The 17,841-nt window shown below is 68.8% G+C and carries 19 protein-coding genes; 8 read left to right on the top strand and 11 right to left on the bottom strand.

The genetic code is table 11. The features are described from left to right. Nucleotides 1–10: 10 nt before the first annotated feature. The 6 genes from E1H18_RS05745 (at nt 11) to E1H18_RS27100 (ending at nt 6,654) form a co-directional block, all read left to right on the top strand. Nucleotides 11–1,435: a DNA polymerase Y family protein gene (locus E1H18_RS05745; protein ID WP_194247916.1), complete on the top strand. Its 1,425-nt coding sequence runs from the start codon at nt 11–13 to the stop codon at nt 1,433–1,435. Further along, complete coding sequence (locus E1H18_RS05750) at nt 1,432–4,596, top strand: error-prone DNA polymerase (RefSeq protein WP_172264585.1); 3,165 nt, start codon at nt 1,432–1,434, stop codon at nt 4,594–4,596. Before E1H18_RS05745 ends, E1H18_RS05750 begins: the two co-directional genes overlap by 4 nt. A gap of 8 nt (nt 4,597–4,604) precedes the next feature. Further along, entirely contained in the window at nt 4,605–5,198 is a 594-nt protein-coding gene (locus E1H18_RS05755) for an alpha-ketoglutarate-dependent dioxygenase AlkB (RefSeq protein WP_172264588.1), read from the top strand. A gap of 188 nt (nt 5,199–5,386) precedes the next feature. Continuing rightward, complete coding sequence (locus E1H18_RS05760) at nt 5,387–6,160, top strand: exodeoxyribonuclease III (RefSeq protein ID WP_172264590.1); 774 nt, start codon at nt 5,387–5,389, stop codon at nt 6,158–6,160. Then, nucleotides 6,157–6,495, top strand: a complete 339-nt coding sequence (locus E1H18_RS05765; RefSeq protein WP_172264593.1) for a hypothetical protein — start codon at nt 6,157–6,159, stop codon at nt 6,493–6,495. Before E1H18_RS05760 ends, E1H18_RS05765 begins: the two co-directional genes overlap by 4 nt. A 33-nt stretch (nt 6,496–6,528) precedes the next feature. After that, complete coding sequence (locus E1H18_RS27100) at nt 6,529–6,654, top strand: hypothetical protein (protein ID WP_255500839.1); 126 nt, start codon at nt 6,529–6,531, stop codon at nt 6,652–6,654. A 32-nt stretch (nt 6,655–6,686) separates the two neighbouring features. Here the strand turns inward: E1H18_RS27100 and E1H18_RS05770 are convergent, their stop codons facing one another. After that, a complete protein-coding gene (locus E1H18_RS05770) occupies nt 6,687–7,517 on the bottom strand; it encodes a hypothetical protein (RefSeq protein WP_172264596.1) in 831 nt (276 codons plus the stop codon). A gap of 160 nt (nt 7,518–7,677) precedes the next feature. Between E1H18_RS05770 and E1H18_RS05775 the strand changes: the two genes are divergently transcribed. Then, nucleotides 7,678–7,971, top strand: a complete 294-nt coding sequence (locus tag E1H18_RS05775) for a hypothetical protein (RefSeq protein ID WP_172264599.1) — start codon at nt 7,678–7,680, stop codon at nt 7,969–7,971. A gap of 66 nt (nt 7,972–8,037) precedes the next feature. Here E1H18_RS05775 and E1H18_RS05780 read toward each other — a convergent pair whose 3' ends face one another. Together E1H18_RS05780 and E1H18_RS05785 are read right to left on the bottom strand one after the other, a co-directional pair. Beyond that, on the bottom strand, nt 8,038–9,507 hold the full coding sequence (locus E1H18_RS05780) for an RES family NAD+ phosphorylase (protein WP_172264602.1): 1,470 nt from the start codon (nt 9,505–9,507) through the stop codon (nt 8,038–8,040). A 107-nt stretch (nt 9,508–9,614) separates the two neighbouring features. Next, the gene (locus E1H18_RS05785) at nt 9,615–9,818 is read right to left on the bottom strand and encodes a hypothetical protein (protein ID WP_172264605.1); all 204 of its coding nucleotides are present in this window, start codon (nt 9,816–9,818) and stop codon (nt 9,615–9,617) included. Nucleotides 9,819–9,960: 142 nt separating this feature from the next. On the opposite strand from E1H18_RS05785, the gene E1H18_RS05790 reads away from it, so the two are divergent. Next, nucleotides 9,961–10,356 (top strand): helix-turn-helix domain-containing protein, encoded by a 396-nt coding sequence (locus E1H18_RS05790; protein WP_241735904.1) that lies wholly within the window; start codon nt 9,961–9,963, stop codon nt 10,354–10,356. Here the strand turns inward: E1H18_RS05790 and E1H18_RS05795 are convergent. From E1H18_RS05795 to trbE, 8 genes are read right to left on the bottom strand one after another with little or no spacing between them, the layout of a single operon-like run. Beyond that, nucleotides 10,353–10,574, bottom strand: coding sequence for a DUF2274 domain-containing protein (locus E1H18_RS05795; RefSeq protein WP_172264608.1), 222 nt, complete (start codon nt 10,572–10,574; stop codon nt 10,353–10,355). The two genes, E1H18_RS05790 and E1H18_RS05795, sit on opposite strands and share 4 nt — an antisense overlap. Beyond that, nucleotides 10,571–11,749, bottom strand: coding sequence for a TrbI/VirB10 family protein (locus E1H18_RS05800; RefSeq protein WP_172264611.1), 1,179 nt, complete (start codon nt 11,747–11,749; stop codon nt 10,571–10,573). The genes E1H18_RS05795 and E1H18_RS05800 overlap by 4 nt, the downstream gene beginning before the upstream one ends. Further along, nucleotides 11,746–12,531 (bottom strand): TrbG/VirB9 family P-type conjugative transfer protein, encoded by a 786-nt coding sequence (locus tag E1H18_RS05805; protein ID WP_370526436.1) that lies wholly within the window; start codon nt 12,529–12,531, stop codon nt 11,746–11,748. The genes E1H18_RS05800 and E1H18_RS05805 overlap by 4 nt, the downstream gene beginning before the upstream one ends. Beyond that, on the bottom strand, nt 12,528–13,214 hold the full coding sequence (gene trbF, locus E1H18_RS05810) for a conjugal transfer protein TrbF (protein WP_172264614.1): 687 nt from the start codon (nt 13,212–13,214) through the stop codon (nt 12,528–12,530). The genes E1H18_RS05805 and trbF overlap by 4 nt, the downstream gene beginning before the upstream one ends. After that, complete coding sequence (gene trbL / locus E1H18_RS05815; protein ID WP_172264617.1) at nt 13,214–14,461, bottom strand: P-type conjugative transfer protein TrbL; 1,248 nt, start codon at nt 14,459–14,461, stop codon at nt 13,214–13,216. Before trbL ends, trbF begins: the two co-directional genes overlap by 1 nt. Then, on the bottom strand, nt 14,458–14,685 hold the full coding sequence (trbK-alt, locus tag E1H18_RS05820) for a putative entry exclusion protein TrbK-alt (protein WP_172264620.1): 228 nt from the start codon (nt 14,683–14,685) through the stop codon (nt 14,458–14,460). The genes trbL and trbK-alt overlap by 4 nt, the downstream gene beginning before the upstream one ends. Continuing rightward, the gene (gene trbJ, locus E1H18_RS05825) at nt 14,682–15,398 is read right to left on the bottom strand and encodes a P-type conjugative transfer protein TrbJ (RefSeq protein WP_172264623.1); all 717 of its coding nucleotides are present in this window, start codon (nt 15,396–15,398) and stop codon (nt 14,682–14,684) included. Before trbJ ends, trbK-alt begins: the two co-directional genes overlap by 4 nt. Then, nucleotides 15,395–17,839 carry a conjugal transfer protein TrbE gene (trbE, locus tag E1H18_RS05830; protein ID WP_172264627.1) on the bottom strand — a complete coding sequence of 815 codons (2,445 nt, stop codon included), beginning with the start codon at nt 17,837–17,839 and terminating at the stop codon, nt 15,395–15,397. The genes trbJ and trbE overlap by 4 nt, the downstream gene beginning before the upstream one ends. Nucleotides 17,840–17,841: the final 2 nt, after the last annotated feature.

The raw sequence follows: 17,841 nt of genomic DNA on the forward strand, positions 1-17,841 counted from the left end.
CCCCATCATCATGGTCGGGCGGATCGGACGCCGCCGCGCGATCGCGCATATGAACCTGGCCGCCGCCCAGGCCGGCCTGCGCCTTGGCCAGGCCGTGGCCCACGCCACGGCCCTCGTTCCAGGCCTGGTTCTGCACGACCTCGACGCGGCCGGCGATCAGGCCGCGCTCGAGCGTCTGGCCCTGTGGGCTCAGCGCCTCTACTCGCCGACCGTGGCGGCCGATCCGCCCGAGGGCCTGGTCATCGACGCCACCGGCTGCGCCCATCTCTTCGGCGGCGAGGAGAAGATGCTGCTCGATCTCCGCCAGCGTCTGGCCAAGGCCGGCCTGAGCGCGACCTTGGCCATCGCCGACAGCTGGGGCGGCGCCCACGCCTTGGCGCGCTATTCGCGTCGCTCGGTCTTTGTCGCCCCGTCCGGCGCGCTGGGCCTGCAGCTGAAGGACCTGCCCGTGGCGGCCCTGCGCCTGGCGCCTGATCTCGTCCAGGCCCTGGCCAAGCCAGGTTTCGACACGATTGGCGAGCTGGAGGCCACGGCCAAGGGACCGCTGGCCCATCGGTTCGGCCTGGAGCCCATCCGGCGCCTCGATCAGGCCTTCGCCCGCGAGCGCGAGCCGATCGAGCCGGTGTTCGCCGCCCAGACCCCGCGCGTGGCCAGGGTCTTCGCCGAACCGATCGGCGCGCCCGAGACCCTGGCCCGCTATCTGACGGAACTGACCCTAGACCTATGCGCCGCGCTGGAGGCCGCCACCCTGGGGGCAAAGGCCATCGACGCCTGGTTCTACCGGGTCGACAACCGCATCGAGGCCGCCCGCATCGCCTTATCGGCGCCGGCGCGCGACGCTCGCCGGCTGGCCAAGCTGCTTTGCGAGAAACTCGAGACCATCGATCCAGGCTTTGGCGTCGACAAGATGGTGCTCGCCGCGCCGGGGGCCGAGCCCCTGGCCTACAAGCAAGACGAGGCGCTTGGCGGAAAGGCCGTCGCCGCCGATCTCTCCGGGTTGATCGACACCCTGGCCGCACGGCTCGGCGCCGAACATGTCTATCGCCTGACCAGCGCCGATAGCGACATCCCCGAGCGCAGCGTCCGCAAGGCTCCGGCGCTCGAGCGCCCGGTCGCCTTTTCCTGGCCCGCCGACTGGCCGCGCCCCACACGGTTCTTCCCACGTCCCGAGCCGATCGAGACGCTCGCCCTTCTGCCCGATCAGCCGCCGGCCTGGTTCACCTGGCGCGGCGTGCGCCGACGGGTGCGGCGAGCCGACGGTCCCGAGCGCGTGTTCGGCGAATGGTGGAAGGCCGACGCCGAGCTGGCCCGCTCAAGAGACTACTTCCAGGTCGAGGACGATGGCGGCGCGCGTTATTGGATCTATCGCGACGGCGACGGCGAGGATCAGGCCAGCGGTAGCCAGCGCTGGTTCATGGCCGGGGTGTTCGGATGAGGATCCCGGATCAACCCACTGAAGAGCTTGGCGATTACGTCGAACTTCACTGCGCCTCCCACTTTTCGCTCCTGCGCGGAGCCTCTTCGCCGGGCGAGCTTTTCGACGAGGCCCAGCGGCTGGGTTATCCGGCGCTGGCGATCTGTGACCGCAACAGCGTGGCGGGACTCGTTCGGGCTCATATCGCCGCCAAGGCGACCGGGGTTCGGCTGATCATTGGCTGCGAGTTGGTGCTGCGCGATGGCATGACGGTTCTGGTCTACCCCACCGACCGAGCCGCCTATGGCCGGCTTTGCCGGCTTCTGTCCTTGGGCAAGGCCCGCGCCGGCAAGGGCGCGTGCGACCTCGACCACACCGACCTGGCCGCCCACGCGCAGGGGCTGATCGCCATCTTGGTCCCGGACCAGCCCGATGATCTGTGCGCCCAGCAGTTGGCGCGGCTGGCGGCGATCTTCGGCGCCGACGCCCATGTCGCCCTGACCCTGCGGCGGCGCCCTGGCGATGCTTTGCGGCTCTACGACCTGGAGCAGTTGGCGATGCGGGCCGGCGTCACCCCGGTCGTCACCAATAGGGTGCTGTTCCACGACAAGGACCGTCGCCTGCTGCAGGACGTCGTCACCTGCATCCGCGAGAACACCACCATCGACGATGTCGGTTTTCGGCGGGATCGCCATGCTGACCGCTACCTCAAGCCCCCGACCGAAATGCAACGGCTCTTTACGCGCCATGCCGCGGCGCTGGCCGCATCGGTGGATATCGCCCGCCGCTGCCGGTTCTCGCTGTCGGAACTGAGCTATCAGTATCCGCGCGAGGTGGTCGAAGCCGGTGAGACGGTCCAGCAGACCCTGGAGCGGCTGACGTGGGCGGGCGCAGACCTGCGCTTTCCCGACGGGGTGACCCCGGAGATCCGCCGCATCCTGAACCACGAACTGAAACTGATCGGCCAGTTGGGCTATGCGCCCTACTTTCTGACCGTCAATTCGATCGTCCGCTACGCCCGGAGCCAGGACATCCTCTGCCAGGGCCGCGGCTCGGCCGCCAATTCGGCGGTCTGCTACGTCTTGGGCATCACCAGCATCGACCCCGAGCGCAATGATCTTCTCTTCGAGCGCTTCGTCAGCGCCGAGCGTGACGAGCCGCCCGACATCGATGTCGACTTCGAGCACGCCCGCCGCGAGACGGTGATGCAGTGGATTTTCGAGACCTATGGTCGTCACCGGGCGGCGCTGGTGGCCGTGGTCCAGCGCTTTCGCCCGCGCGGCGCGGTGCGCGACGTCGGCAAGGTCCTGGGCCTGCCCGAGGACATGACCAAGGGTCTCTCCAGCCAGATCTGGAGCTTCAGCCGCGAGGACATCGAGGAGAAGCACGCCCGCGACATGGGTCTGGATCTGTCGGACCGGCGCCTGCGCCTGACGCTGGAGCTGGCCCAGCTGCTGCTCAACACGCCCCGCCACTTCTCCCAGCATCCTGGCGGCTTCGTGCTCACCGAGGAGCGGCTGGACGAACTGGTGCCGATCGAGCCGGCCCGGATGGATGATCGCCAGATCATCGAATGGGACAAGGACGACATCGACGAGCTGAAGTTCATGAAGGTCGACGTCCTGGCTCTGGGGATGATGACCTGCTTGAAGCGCGGCCTTGATTTGCTGAAAGATCACAAGGGCATCGCGCTGGATCTTGCGACCATCCCGGCAGAGGATCCCCGCACCTATGCGATGATCCGCAAGGCCGACACCCTGGGCGTTTTCCAGATCGAGAGCCGGGCGCAGATGGCCATGCTGCCGCGCCTCAAGCCGCGCAGCTTCTACGACTTGGTCATTGAGGTGGCGATCGTTCGCCCCGGCCCGATCCAGGGAGACATGGTCCATCCCTACCTGCGCCGGCGCGAGGGCAAGGAGAAGGTGACCTATCCCAAGCCCGAGTTGGAAAAGGTCCTGGGCAAGACCCTGGGCGTGCCGCTCTTCCAGGAGCAGGCCATGCGGGTGGCGATCGAATGCGCCGGCTTCACGCCCGGCGAGGCTGACCAGCTACGCCGGGCCATGGCCACCTTCAAGATGACCGGCGGCGTCAGCCACTTTCGGGACAAGCTGGTCGGCGGCATGGTGGCGCGCGGCTATCCGCAGGACTTCGCAGAAGGGACCTTCAGCCAGCTGGAGGGGTTCGGCTCCTACGGTTTTCCGGAAAGCCACGCGGCCAGCTTCGCGCTTCTGGCCTATGCCTCCTCCTGGCTCAAATGCCACCACCCCGAGGTCTTCTGCGCTGCCCTGCTGAACAGCCAGCCCATGGGCTTTTACCAGCCGGCCCAGATCGTCCGCGACGCGCAGGAGCATGGCGTCGAGGTTCGACCGATCTGCGTCAACGCCTCGCGTTGGGACTGCACGCTGGAGGAAAGGTCCGACGGGGCCCTGGCCGTCAGGCTCGGCCTGCGCATGGTCGGCAAGCTGGCGGAAGTCGACGCGGCGCGTTTGGTGCTGGCCCGCGCCGAGGCCCCCTATCGCACGATCGACGATCTTTGGCGGCGGGCTCAGATTGGGACCGGCGCCTTGTCGCGCCTAGCCGAGGCCGACGCCTTCGCCCCCAGTCTTGGCCTGCAGCGCCGCGAGGCCGGCTGGACGATCAAAGGCCTACGCGACGTCGCCTTGCCGCTCTTCGACCAGGCCGACGCGTCCGAGCTCAACGAGCCGCCGCCGACTTTGAAGTCCATGACCGAGGGCCGCGAAATCATTGAGGATTACAGCCATGTGGGCTTGTCCTTGCGGCGTCATCCGTTGGCGCTGCTGCGGCAGGACCTGCACGCCCTGGGTCGCGTCCCTTGCCGGGTCGCCGCCGACGCTCGCGACGGCCGCTTCATCAAGACCGCGGGCCTGGTGCTCGTGCGCCAGATGCCCGGCACGGCCAAGGGCGTGATGTTCATGACCATCGAGGACGAGACCGGCGCGTCCAACCTGGTGATCTGGAAGAGCCTCTACGAGAAGCAGCGCCGCATCGCGCTTGGCGCCCACCTGATCGGGGTCGACGGCCGCATCCAGCGCGAAGGCGATGTCGTTCACCTGGTGGCCTACCAACTGCACGATCTCAGCCCGCTGATGACGACCTTGCAGGATCGCGGCGTCGACGCCGGCGACCTGGCCTGGGCGCGCCGCAGCCGCAATTTCTGCTGAAGGATCCGATGTCCCCCGCCCAGCCCTTGCTTTTCGACCTGCCCACCGCGCCCAGGCCGCCGAAGACGCCCCTGCCCGACGGCTTCCGCCACCAGGCCGAGCTGATCACCGCCGCCGAGGAGCAGGATCTCGTCACCCAGTTCCGGGGCCTGCCGTTCAAGCCCTATGAGCACCTGGGCTATTTCGGCCACCGCCGGATCGCCGGTTTCGGCTGGCGCCAGGACGAGGCCGGCAGAATGGTCGAGACTGGCGAGTCGATCCCCGACCTCCTCCTGCCGCTGCTGGCAAAGGTCGCCGCCTTCACCGGCCTGGCGCAGGACAGCTTCCGCCACGCCCTGGTCACCGAGTATTCGCCGGGCGCGGGGATCGGCTGGCACCGCGATCGTCCGCCGGCCGTGGCCATCGCCGGGGTTTCGCTCGTCTCGCCCTGCCAGTTTCGCCTACGCCGTAAGCTCGGCGATCGATGGGATAGGGCCTCGATCATCGCCGCGCCGCGCTCGGCCTATCTGATGAGCGGACCCGCACGGAGCGATTGGCAGCACAGCATCCCCGCCGTGGAAGCGCTACGCTATTCGGTGACGTTCCGGACGGTGCGGCGTTAGCCCCGCGAGGTTGGCCGGTCCGCGGGCGCTAGAGGGCGACACAACGGACCGGCGTCCCCGCCCGCCTTACACACGCAGCGGACGGAGATTCAGCGCTTGGCCGACCAGCGCAGTTCCAAGCCAGATCGCCCAGGAGCCGGGGAACGCGCGGTCCAGCACACGGGTTGAGGTCGCCAGGAGACCTCGCGTTGCGCATCGCCACCTTCAACATCAACAACGTGGTGAGCCGGTTCGATGTCCTGATCGACTGGCTCGCGCAGGAAGAGCCCGACGTCGTCTGCCTGCAGGAGCTGAAGGCCGAGCAAGGCCGTTTTCCCGCCGAGGCTCTCAAGCAGATGGGTTACCACGCCGCCTGGAAGGGCCAGCGCACTTGGAACGGCGTGGCGATCCTGGCCCGTGGCAGGGAGCCGGTGGTGACCCGCACCGCCCTGCCCGGCGAGCCTGATCCGGGCCAAGCGCGCTATATCGAGGCAGCGGCGCACGGCGTCGTGGTCGGCTGCCTCTACCTGCCCAACGGCAATCCGCTCCCTGGACCCAAGTTCGACTACAAGCTGGCCTGGTTCGAGGCCCTGATCGCCCATGCTAAGGGCTTGATGGACAGCGGCGCACCGGTCGTCCTAGCCGGCGACTACAATGTCGTTCCGACCGAAGCCGACATCTATCCCAACCACTCCTATAGCGGCGACGCCCTGCTGCGTCCCGAAAGCCGCGCCGCCTTCCAGCGCCTTCTGGACCAGGGCTGGACCGACGCGTTGAAGACCGTCCACCCCGACCATCCGCCCTGGACCTATTGGTCCTATCTCCGGGAGCGCTGGCCCAAGGACAAGGGTCTGAGGATCGACCATCTCCTGCTGTCACCAGATCTCACGACACAGCTGACGGACGCTGGCGTGGATCGTTGGGTGCGTGGCGAAGACGGCGCCAGCGACCATGCTCCGGCCTGGATCGAGCTGGCGCGATGACTAACACGCCGCCGGCCCAGCCCCCCGTCACCCCCGACGGTCGCTATATCGTGGTGCGCGGCCGTCTGTGGCGACGGAGCGATCCCGACCTGTCGCCGCAAGCGCGCCAAGCCTTGGTGGACGCGCTGATGGACGCGCGCCGCGCGGTGCGGACCGCCCTGGCCGCCCAGGACCCGCGCCAGCTGGCCTCGGCGCGCGCCCGGGTCGACGCGGCGAAGGTGGGTCTGGGCGAGCGCGGTCCAGTCTGGTGGACAGACGCAGCGCCGGACCTGAACAGGCATCTGGCCCGAAACACGCCCTATGCCGATTGGTGGACAAATCTAGGCCACACCTAGCGTCGCCATGAGCGGCGCCGTACCATCAGGGCTATGCCGCCTCGTTCCCGTCCGACCGCCCGCCTGCTGACCCCCGCCGGTTGGGCCGGCCTTGGCGCCCTCGCCGCGCTCCTGGCCGCCATGGCCTTCATGGTGTCGCAGGTGCTCGCCCGCGCCTAGGGCGCAAACAGACGTCAATCGCGGCAATCCTATCAGGTCTTCGGCGCAACGCCTTGAAAGAGAACCAACTGGGCGTCGAACACACCGAGCGCCGTCTGGGCCATGTCGTTCAACACGCGGCGCACCACCGCGCCGTTCGGATCCTGAGCCGAAACCGCCAGCGCGTCGGAGAACGCCGCCTGTTGGCCATCCCGCACCCGTAGCCCGATCGCCTTTCGGCCTCGACGTTCAGCGTCCTTGAGGTCCGCCGCCATCTTGAAGACCGTCTCACGCAACGGCCGCCCATCGATCTGAAGGCGCATGCCGAGAGTCTCGCGCAACGCCCCTGGAGACACGGCGGTCAGCGGTTTGGGCTTGGAGAAACACCAGACGCCTTCGGGATTGAAGGCGACGCTATGGGATCCGTTGCTCAAGGCCCCGATCTCCTGCGGACGGACGAGGACGGAGTGATCTTCCACCTCACCCTTGCGCCAATGGGTGTTGAGCGCGGCCAAGCTCGTAAACTCCGGCGCCACGTAAAAGACGTCCTGTTCGCCGTTATCGAGTTCCAGCAGCATCTTGTGCTGATTGGACTTCGCCGCATCGGTGATCGCGAAGCGGTGGTAGGGGGCGACCAGCCCGTACCCTTCTTCGGCGGACAGCTTGGCCTCCTTGCCGCTGGCTCTGCGGATGCGTTGGGAACGCTTGAACTGCAGATAGAGCGGCGCCGCGGCCATCTCGAGATTGACGTCCCAACCCCCGCCGGGCCCGCCTTCGGCCAGAAGACTCGGAAAGATCGGCGCCATCGCCAGGGATTCTAAGTTGGCCAACTCGTGGGTCAGCGCAAAGCCGTAGGAAAACTCAGAGAACTCCGAATACGACACTTGGCCTCCCAAGCCAGCGTGATCGTTCTTGCGCCGGAGAGCACGCACCGGACGGACGATCGATTTTCAAATTGGCAGGCGCCAGAAGATCTCAATCCCCCCTGTCGCCATCCCAGAGATGCACCATCTCCCCAGCTTAACCATAGGGAGAATGCTCATCGTGCTCGACTTGAACAGCGCCTTCACCACCCAGGACGTCGCCAACCTGCTCGCGTCGAAGGACGACAGCGAAGACCGCCAGATCCGCGTGGACACCGCGGGCATCGCGTACCTTTCGGATGAAGTCGGCGCCCTCAACCTCACGGGCGTGGCCTTTCGGTTCGAGACGTTCGACGCCGGCGGCCGCCACACGGGGCCAGAGGCCGCGGCCGACGCTAACTTCGTGGCGCGCATCGAAGCGGCGCTTCGGGCCAACTGGCCCAAGCCGACCTCGACCTATCTCGAGCTCTACTGACGCGCCGCCACCCAGGCCGCTCCAGGCCGCCCCGCCCGCCAAGGGACTAGCCGGTCCCGGACAGGGTCACTTCCTGCCCGGGACCACCAGCTTGGTATGGCGATGACGCGTGACATCAAAGGCGTGAGTTCCGATCGTCAGCGAATGCACGTGATGGACTTGCAGCGTGTCGAGCGCCACGGCCAACGCGGGTTGACGATCGTCCTCGGGCTCGGCGAACGGATTGGTGAAGGGACCGGGCTGGAACATGGCCAGGATCTTGTCGGGGTCTTCGTCCGGGGGCTGGGCGACGACGGGCGGTACGGCTTCGGACACCCAATAGGCCGGCACGGCGCCGCCGTCGTCGAAATGATCCAGGTATACCGACACCTCCGTGTCGGCGGCCAGGTCGAGCGGCTTGACGCGTGAGGCGCGCCGGAACAACACGACGTTCTGGTGCTTCCCCGCCTGCTGGACCGACGGGTACAGCAGGCCGTCCAAGTCCAGTTCTGTATCGGAAGCCAGATAGTCGGCGATCACCTGAGTGATCAGGTATTCGGCCGGTTCGTCACCCGGCATGACCGGCATGGTCATCCGGTGTCCAAGGCTTTCGAGGAACTTGGCCAGTTCCAGGCGGCCCATGAAATCGGGATCGAAGATGCTGCCCGTGACATAGACCGACCGCAGCGCGTCGATGTCGAGCAGGCGAAGCGGTCGGATGACATCGAACCGGCCGACCAAGACCCGGCCGCCGACGGCGGGCCGCACCTCGGCGAGCGCGGCCTCGGGATCGGTCGCGCCGTAATAGAGCGACACCCCCATCGCATTCATCCGTCCGGCGGCCGCGATAGCGCTTGGCGGCGGGGCGAGTTCAAGATCTGGGCGTTCCAGCGCCCGGCTCAGGGCCTTGTCGGAATGGAAGACGCGGGCGCGGAAGAAGCTTGGCAGTTTGGTGTCTGGCCCGGCCTTGCGAACGACGCGGCGCCCGTTGGCGGTCTTGTAGTGAGCCACTCCGCTGAACAGGCGCTTGAGCAGGCCTTCGGCTTCCTTGTTGAAGAACCGGGTCTCGGCCTTCAGCGAACGCTCCAGACTCTGCCAGGCGAGCTGGAATTCGATGTCGTTGGGCCCCAGCCGGGCATAGCGGCTTTCGGGATCGAATTCGCATTCGTCTCCCATGGCCGCGGTGTCGAAATCGCTGTGGCGTTCGCTGAGCACATCGAGCACCTCCTGGGCGATCTCTTCGGAGACTTCGGCGGCTTCCGCGATGGCCCACAGCACATCATCGCCCGGCCGTTCGAACTCGTAGGCGCTCTCTCGGTCCCGCAGCATCATCGACTGCATGGCGTCGGGCTCATTGCTGGTCCGGTAGTAGTGCGCGCCGAAGGCCGTCTCGACCCAGCCGGCCAGTTCGTCGATCGTGATACAGGCCGCCTCTTGCTCGCAGAAGGCGCAGGTGGTCTCGTCGCGCGACGCCAGGATCTGATCGCTCAGATAGGTTTCGCCCACGCACTCGGCGCACACCCAGCGACCATCGTCATCTTCATCATCGTGGGTCATGCCCTAACCGCGCCTCGCGTCCCGACCTTGCCCGCCGATAGAGGTCGGCATGCGGGCACGACATCACCGGCTCTGGCCTGGCCGTCAACCATCAGTGCAAGCGGCCCTTAGTTCATCATCCGCTTGCGGATATGGGCCGCGGCGCGGCGCATGGACTCGGCCTCGCGGGCCTTGCCCCAGTCGTCGAGCGTGACGGCCGCCGCTTCGGCGCGGGCCACGACCTCAGCCAAGGACGCGCCAGGAAAGGCCCCGACCAAATGGCCGGCAGCCTCGTCCCAGTCGACATCATCGAGCGATTTGGGCGCCTTCATCCCCGCAGCTAACGCGCTAGGTTCGTGATCGACAACCCCGCGGACCGGGCCAGGAGGCCCGGATCGCGCAGAATATATTTCCGCCGCCACTACCAACCCCCGCCGCCTGGCGCGTCCCCAGACCAACCGTCTGGAGTCTATCTTGCCAAGCCTCAAGCCTCACCCCGTCGATCAGCACGTCGGCGCGCGCCTTCGTCTTCGCCGCAAAGCTCTCAAGATCAGTCAGAGCGCTCTGGCGGCCAGCTTGGGACTGACCTTCCAGCAGGTCCAGAAATATGAGCGGGGCGCCAACCGCATCAGCGCCTCGATGTTGCACGGCATGGCCAAGGCCCTGGGCGTGCGGCCTGAATGGTTCTTCGAGACCTTACCGTCGACCACGGCGGAAGACCCCGCCGAGCCGCCCGGCGCCGCGGCGCTCAACCTGCTCATCGCCTGTCCGGAGGGGATGGCGATGGCCGACGTCATGGCGCGCTTGCCTCGCCGCCTTCAGAAGCGTGTGCTTGGCCTGCTGGCGGCCATGGTTGGCGACACGACCTAGTCGCGCGGCTTGCGCCCACGCACGAAGGCCCGGTCGGTAGCCATGAACCGCGCCAGCATCGGCGCCACCAGCCGGCCTGGATCGACAGCCTTGCCGCCCTCCTGGGCGGCATGAGCGGCCGCGTACGCGACCAGGTCACGGTGAATGGCGGCGGGCAGCTCGAGGGCCAGCTTGACGGGCGTCTCGTCCTCCAGCGGCCCGAGTTTCAGTTTGCTCATCGGGCATTCCTTTCTTGATAGGGTTCCAGCACCAGGTCGTGGCTCAGCAGCACCCGCAGCGGCGCGCCGGGGCGGATGGTCAGGGTGGGTTTGAGATCCAGGCTCCTGCCGACGATCTGCTGTCCCATCTGGCTGGCCGTATTGCCGCCGCCCCGGCGCAGGGCCCGGACGAGCGCGTCCTCGTCGCGATCGCCGCCGGCTTCCGCGCCGATGGCCAGGAGCGTCGAGAGCCCCGCGGCGGCCAGCACCTGGCGGCCATGGCGATCGACACCGTCCTGCAGGCCGGCCATGCCTTGAGCGTCGGCCGCCGGCAGCTTGTCGAGGATGATCGAGCGGCCGGACGGCAGGATCAGCCGCGTCCAGCTCACCCGGAGCCGGGCCTGACCGCCCTGCACCTGGGCGTCATAGTCGCCGACGAGCCGGGCGCCGGCCGGGATCAGCAGCACCCCGCCGCCCAGGCTGTCATGGACGTCCTGAGTGACCTGGGCGATGGCCAGGCCCGGCGCGTCCGAGCGTAGCCCGGTAATCAGGGCCGCGGGGATCATCGCGCCGGCCTGCAGAACATAGGGCGAGGCCGGGGCCTGAAGTCGCTCCACGCTGGTGGTGCGGGTATCGGCTTGCCCGACCTCGGCCGCGGGCGCCGGCGACGGGCCGATCGCGCGCCCTGCTCCCGCGCTTTGGGCGGCGAAAAGTCCGCTCTGGCGGGCGGTCTGGCGAGCGATGGTCTGGACGTCAGCCTCGGGTCTGGCCGTCAGTGACGAGGCCGGCGGTGGCCAGGATCCGCCAGGCTCGGCGCTAACCGGCCGGTTCTCTGCGCCCTGGGGCGTGGGCCAGTCCGTGGACTTGCCTTGGCGTTGAGCGTTCAGCATCGGCCGGCCCAGATCCCCGGGGAGCGGCGGTCCCAACGTCGGAACGCCAGCGGGACCGACATAGCCACGCGGCAAGGCAGTCACGCGCTCCGACGGCGTGGCCATTCGCGGCGCCTCGGCGACCGGCGGCCGCGCGCGCTCACGCTGGGCCAGCGACCACCCCACTGCGCCACAAAGGCTGAGCGAAACCAGCACGCCTGTGGCGATCAGGGCGCGGCGGGACAGGCGGGCCACGGGCGGGGTCGCGGCTCGCAGACGCAGCGTCTTGGCGATAGCGTCTTCGGCTGGGTTGCGATTCTGGTTCATCGGCCGGTCTCCGACACGGCCATCCGCACAAGACGAACCCGGCCGGCCGCGCCCTTACCACCCAGTCGCAGCTCAGCGCGGTCGATCAGGCGTTCGGTGACAAGCCGCCCGTCTTCGACGTGGTAGTTGATCAACTCGGCGCTCTTGCCGTCGATGCCGGTGCGATAGAGCGGCGGCAGGTCGTCGAGCACGGCGCTGGGCCCAAACTCGACATAGGTCCGCTCGCCATCGTCGAAAACCGTGATCGGCCGCCAAGCGGGATGGTCGCCCTTGATGCGGTAGGCGCGATTGACGCGCGATAGGTCGAGCCGAGGCCTCGCGGAGACTGGTGCCGCTGCCACCAGGACGATCGGGGCCGGCGGGTAGCGCCAGGAGACCTGGGTCTGCCAAGTGTGGGCTGAAGCGCGTAGCTCCAGATGATAGGTCCGCCGATCGGTGTTGATGAGCATGTTCGTGGCCAGGCCCGCGATCGTGGGCTTGACCAGGACACGCACCCTGCGGGTCTCGCCGGCTCCGCTCGCGGTGTCGCCGATCACCCAGCGCGTGGTGTCGCCGGCTGCGATCGGTCCGGTGGCGACCAGCGCCTCACCCGGCTCGAGGACGATGTCGGTAATGCGCCCCGGGGTGGCGATCACAGGATAGACGCCGGTCTCGACATAGTCGAAGCGGGCTATGCCGGCGGGCGTGGCCAGGCGGGGATCGGCGACGCCGGGCTGGGCATGAACGGCGGCGGTTGTGGCGGTGGCGACGATGAGGCCGGCCAGGACAGCGGTGCGGTTCACGCTCCAAACTCCTTGGACCAGGCGATGGCGGTGACGAAGACGCCGAGCGGGTTGGCGCGCAAACCCTCGGGGCTGCGCGGCGGCTTCAGGCTGATGGTCAGGATGGCCGTCCAACGCTCGGTGGCGATGAGCTGACCGTCGGCGTAGCGCTGCTCGGTCCAGGACAGGCGAAAGCTGTTGGGCGAAGCGCGCACCACGCTGGAGATCGACACCGTCGTCTGGGCCTTGCCGACCTGGCCGAAGGGGTCGGCTCGGCGGGCATAGTCCGACAGAGCCGCCGCGCCGTCCGCGTCCGTGAAGTCGTAGGCGCGCAGCCAGGCCTGACGCATCAGCACCGGGTCGGTGGACAGCGAGCGCACGTCGGTGACGAAGCGGGCCAGCGTCCAGGCGATCATCGCGTCGCTGGCCCGCGCGCCCTGCGCGGCAGGCGCGGCGACCCGGGGTTCGCCCAGCCGGTCCACCTCCACCACCCACGGCGTCACGCCGCCGCGTAGCGACAAGGTCACCAGCCCGGCCGTCAGCCCGCCGCTGAGCGACAGGAGCCCCAAGGCCATGAGGCGCCAGTTGAAAGCTTGGACCCGGGCCGATCCCAGGCGGGCATCCCAGGCCTGCCCCGCCCGGTGATAGGCGGTTTCGGGCGGTGGGGTCGCGCCAAAGCGCGCTGGTCCCTTGAGCGGGCTCATCATCTGTCCTCCGAGAGACTGGGCGCCGCGCCGGCGCTGTGATCGCCGCCGCTGCCGGCGGCGTGGACGGCCATGGTCGCGCCATGAGCCAGGGATTGGCGGTGCTGCAGGTCGCGCGCCCAGGGCGGCGGTGACGCCCCGCCCCCATCCGAACTCGTTGCGCCGCCCTGCCCGTCGTCGCCGGCAGGATCACCGGTCGGCGGCGGCGGCGGGGTCGAAGGCCCCGCACTGGCGCCGCCCCCTCCGCCTGGAGGGGCGGCCGGCGGCGGACCGCCTGGCGCGGGCGAGCCGCCGGGCGGCGGACCCCGACCGCCAGCAGCGCCCGCTGCGGCCGCCCCAGCGCCAGAGGCTCCAACACCTGTGGCGACCATCTGGGCCGCCGCCGCGCCGGCCATGGCCATGCCGCCGACCATAAGGCCGGTCCCGACCGCCGCGCCGGCCCCCAGTTGCGGCGCGCCGGAGACCAGGCCCGAGGCCACGCCCGGACCGAAGATCGACAGGCCCAGCAGTGTCAGGGCGGCCAGGGCGATGGCCAGGACCTCTTCCAAGGTCGGCTGGCCGGCCACGGCGTCGTTGAATTCGGCGAACAGCGACGAGCCGATGCCGACGACGATGGCCAGGACCATGACCTTCACGCCGCTGGCGATGACATTGCCCAGCACCTTCTCGGCCAGGAAGGCGGTGCGGCCAAAGAGGCCGAACGGTACGAGGACGAAGCCGGCCAGGGTCACCAGCTTGAACTCGATCAGCACCACGAAGACCTGGATGGCGATGATGAAGAAGGCGACGATGACCAGGAGCGCCGCGGCCAGCAGGATGACGATCTGGACGATGTTCTCGAAGAAGCCCGGAAAGCCGCCCAACTCGGCGGCCGCTTCCAGGAGCGGCTTGCAGGAGGACACGCCGAGGGCCGCCAGACGTCCTGGCCGCAGGAAGTCCTCGGCAGAGATCCCCGCGCCGGAAGCCTTCAGGCCCAGGCCCGAGAAGCTCTTGAGGACGATCAGGCTCAGGGCCTGAAAATTGCCGATCAGGAAGGCGAAGAACCCTACATAGAGGGTCTTCTTGACGAGGCGCGCGAGGATATCCTCGCCCTGGGCCCAGGCCCAGAACAGCGCCGCCAGGGTGACATCGATGGCCACCAGCGTGGTCGACAGGAAGGCCACCTCCCCGCCCAGCAGCCCAAAGCCGCTGTCGAGGTAGCGATTGAAGGTGTCGAAGAAGCGATCGATGACGCCGACGTCGGTCATGACGCGGCTCCGCCGAAGAAGCGCGAGCGGGCCGCGGCCCAGGCGGCGCGACAGCGGGCCTCCTCTCCGGCCGCCTCGCCAAGCGTCCGGCAGCGCGCCAGCTCGCCGTCGCGCGCGGCCAGCGCCTTCGGCGCCGGCTTGGACGTCTGGGAAGCCCCGCCCGCCAAGACAGCGGCCCCCAGCAAAATGACCAGTGCGGTCCCCCAGGCGAGGGACCGGTTCATGGCGTGGTCGGGCTCCCCATGAAGCGGCCGAACCGCGCCTTGGCGTCGGCCCGCGCGGCGGCGCGATCGGCGGCGTCCAGCGCTTGGGCGCGGCCCTGGGCGGCGCCAAGCGCGATCAGGTCGGCCAACTGCTGGGCTTGGAGGGCCAGCAGTTGGTTGCCCGCCTGAGCCGCCTGAAGTCCGCCCTGCGCACCCTGGCTCTGATCAACGAGGGCGCTCATCTGATCGCGGCTGGCGCCCAGGCCACCGACCACCCCGGCCTGGACTTTCAAAGCGTCCTGGAAGCTGGCGATCGCCGCGCCCCAGCGCGCGTCCGCCCGCTCCGTCAAGGCCGCGTCGGTGATCGACAGCGGGGCCTCGCCGTACTGGGTGCGAAAGGCGTCGCGGATCGATTGGACGTCATAGGCCAGCCCCTGGGCCTGACCCAGCAGATCACGCGTACGATCGACCTGCGCCTGCAGCACCGCCAGCGACGAGTACGGCAGGCTGGCCAGGTTCCGGGCCTGGCCGATCAGCATCTGCGCCTGGTTCTGCAGCGCGGTGATCTGATTGTTGATGCTCTGCAGGGTCCGGGCGGCGGTCAGGACGTTCTGGGCGTAGTTGCTCGGATCGAAGACCGTGAACTGGGCGCTGGCGGTCGAGGCGGCGCCCAGCAGGCCCAAGCCCAGGCACGCGCCCAGGCCGGCCGCCAGACGGCGACGTGAAGGGATCATGACGATGTCTCCGGAGACACAGGGACCGGGACGGCCAATCCGCCCGGTAGGAGATCGGCGGCCCAGGCCAGACGCTTTGCGCGCAGCCAGGCGGCGGCGAATCCGGCGTGGCCGTGGTCGGCCAAGGTCTTGGCGATCGCGGCCTGATCGGCCTTGGACGAGGCGGCGGTGAAGGCCAGGGCCACGGGTCCCAGGCCCAGGTCGAACAGACGGTCCCCGATCCGCGATTGCAGGTAGTAGTCGCGGGCCGGCGTGGCCTGGGCCAGGATCTCGATCTGCCGGTCGTTGAGCCCGAAGCGGCCGTAGGCGGCCGCGCCCTGCGGCTCCAGGGCGCGCGGGTTGGGCAGGAAGATCCGGGTCGGGCAGCTTTCGATGATCGAGGCTGCGATGGCGCTGTTGGTCACGTCCGCCAGGGACTGGGTGGCGAAGACGACCGAGGCGTTCTTCTTCCTCAGGGTCTTAAGCCACTCGCGCAGCTGGGCGCCAAAGGCGGGGTCATCCAGGGCCAGCCAGCCTTCGTCGATCAGGATCAAGGTCGGACGCCCATCGAGCCGTCGGCCGATCCGGTGAAAGAGATAAGCCAGGACCGCCGGGGCGGCGGCGGCGCGCGCCAGGCCCTCGGTCTCGAACACCTGGACGTCGGCCTCGCCAAGCTTCTCGCCGGTTCCGTCCAACAGCCGGCCGTGCGGCCCGCCCAGGACGAAGGGCGCGAGCGCGGCCTTCAGCGCCGGACTGGCCAGCAGCGCCACCAAGCCGGTCAGGGTTCGCTCGGCGACCGGCGCGCCGCTCAACGATCCCAGCGCGCTCCAGAGGTGCTCGCGCACGGTCGGGGTGATGGCGAGGCCTTCGCGCGCCAGGATCGCCGCCAGCCATTCGGCCGCCCAGGCGCGCTCCTCGGGCAGATCGATCAAGGCCAGGGGCTGCAGGGTTGGGGCAAACCCGCGCTCGCTCGACAGATCGTGGAAATCGCCACCCATGCCCAGCACCGCCGCGCGGCTGGAGGCGCCGAAATCGAAGGCGAAGATCTGGGCCTGCCGGTAGCGCCGAAACGACAGGGCGAGCATGGCCAAGAGCACGCTCTTGCCCGCCCCGGTGGGTCCCACCACCAGGGCGTGGCCGACGTCATCGACGTGCAGGGACAGACGAAAAGGCGTTGAGCCGGCGGTGCGGGCGATCAGCAGCGGCGGCCCGTCCAGGTGGCGGTTGCGTTCCGGGCCGGCCCACACCGCCGACATCGGGGCTAGATGCGCCAGGTTGAGCGTCGAGAGCGGCGGCTGGCGGACATTGGCGTAGACGTGGCCGGGGATCGTTCCCAACCAAGCCTCTACGGCGTTGACGTCTTCGCGGATGACCGTGAGATCGCGCCCCTGAATGACCTTCTCGGCCAGGGCCAGCTTGGCGTCGGCGCGCGCGGGGTCCTCGTCCCAGACCACCAGACTGGCGGTGACATAGGCGTAGGCCACTGCGTCGCCGCCCAGATCCTGCAGGGCCTGGTCGGCTTCGCCGGCCTTATTGGCGGCGTCGTTGTCAACCAGGGCCGAGGGCTCCTGGGTCAGGGCCTCGCGCAACAGCACCAGCACGGACTTGCGCTTGGCGAACCATTGGCGGCGGATCTTGGTCAGCAGGCCTGTGGCCAGCGTCTTGTCCAGGCACAGCGCCCGGGTCGACCACCGGTAGGCGAAGGCCAGGCGATTGAGGTCGTCGAGGAGACCCGGCGTCGTCGCGGGCGGGAAACCCACGAGCGTCAGGACCCGAAGGTGAGCCCGCCCCAGGCGAGGCTCCAGCCCGCCGACCAGGCCTTGCGTCGCCAGGAGGCTGTCGAGGTAGATCGGGGTCTCGGGGACGGCGACCTGTTGACGTCCGGTCGAGGCCGCGCCGTGCAGGAAGCTCAAGGTCGCCTTGTCGTCCAGCCAGGCCAGACTGGGCATCAGCCCGTCGAGCAGCCCCAGAAACCGATCGGCGCGGTCGATGAACCCGGCCAGTTCGGCCCGCCAATCGACATGGTCGCCGGCGCGGCCTTCGACGAACAGCCGCTCCAGGCGCCCTCGGCGCTCGGCGGGCGGCAGATAGGACAAGGTTAGAAAGTAGCGGCTCTCGAAATGCTCGCCGCTCTCGACGAAATCGGCGCGCCGTTCCGCATCGACCAAGGCAGAGACAGCATCGGGAAAGGCGCTGCCTGGATAGGCCGCCGACGGATCGCGTCGGGCCTCCACGAAGATCGCCCACCCCGAGCCGAGACGACGCAGAGCGCCGTTGAACCGCGCGGTGACGGCGGCGACCTCGGCGTCGGTGACGCTGTCGAGATCGGGCCCGCGAAATTCGGCGGACCTCTGGAAGCCGCCATCCTTTTTGAGAACCACGCCCGGCGCGACCAGCGCGACCCACGGCAGGAAGTCGGCCAGAAGCGCGGGGCGGCGGCGGTATTCGCGAAGGTCGAGCATGG

It is taken from the genome of Caulobacter sp. RHG1 (assembly GCF_013181195.1).
GTDB lineage: Bacteria > Pseudomonadota > Alphaproteobacteria > Caulobacterales > Caulobacteraceae > Caulobacter.

What these genes read in the sequence shown, in the direction of transcription:
- E1H18_RS05755 (WP_172264588.1), top strand. Translation starts at nt 4,605, where the DNA reads ATGTCCCCCGCCCAGCCCTTGCTTTTCGACCTGCCCACCGCGCCCAGG.
- trbJ (WP_172264623.1), bottom strand. Translation starts at nt 15,398, where the DNA reads ATGATCCCTTCACGTCGCCGTCTGGCGGCCGGCCTGGGCGCGTGCCTG.
- E1H18_RS27100 (WP_255500839.1), top strand. Translation starts at nt 6,529, where the DNA reads ATGCCGCCTCGTTCCCGTCCGACCGCCCGCCTGCTGACCCCCGCCGGT.
- E1H18_RS05750 (WP_172264585.1), top strand. Translation starts at nt 1,432, where the DNA reads ATGAGGATCCCGGATCAACCCACTGAAGAGCTTGGCGATTACGTCGAA.
- trbF (WP_172264614.1), bottom strand. Translation starts at nt 13,214, where the DNA reads ATGAGCCCGCTCAAGGGACCAGCGCGCTTTGGCGCGACCCCACCGCCC.
- E1H18_RS05780 (WP_172264602.1), bottom strand. Translation starts at nt 9,507, where the DNA reads ATGACCCACGATGATGAAGATGACGATGGTCGCTGGGTGTGCGCCGAG.
- E1H18_RS05800 (WP_172264611.1), bottom strand. Translation starts at nt 11,749, where the DNA reads ATGAACCAGAATCGCAACCCAGCCGAAGACGCTATCGCCAAGACGCTG.
- E1H18_RS05785 (WP_172264605.1), bottom strand. Translation starts at nt 9,818, where the DNA reads ATGAAGGCGCCCAAATCGCTCGATGATGTCGACTGGGACGAGGCTGCC.
- trbL (WP_172264617.1), bottom strand. Translation starts at nt 14,461, where the DNA reads ATGACCGACGTCGGCGTCATCGATCGCTTCTTCGACACCTTCAATCGC.
- E1H18_RS05765 (WP_172264593.1), top strand. Translation starts at nt 6,157, where the DNA reads ATGACTAACACGCCGCCGGCCCAGCCCCCCGTCACCCCCGACGGTCGC.
- E1H18_RS05795 (WP_172264608.1), bottom strand. Translation starts at nt 10,574, where the DNA reads ATGAGCAAACTGAAACTCGGGCCGCTGGAGGACGAGACGCCCGTCAAG.
- trbE (WP_172264627.1), bottom strand. Translation starts at nt 17,839, where the DNA reads ATGCTCGACCTTCGCGAATACCGCCGCCGCCCCGCGCTTCTGGCCGAC.
- E1H18_RS05745 (WP_194247916.1), top strand. Translation starts at nt 11, where the DNA reads ATGGTCGGGCGGATCGGACGCCGCCGCGCGATCGCGCATATGAACCTG.
- trbK-alt (WP_172264620.1), bottom strand. Translation starts at nt 14,685, where the DNA reads ATGAACCGGTCCCTCGCCTGGGGGACCGCACTGGTCATTTTGCTGGGG.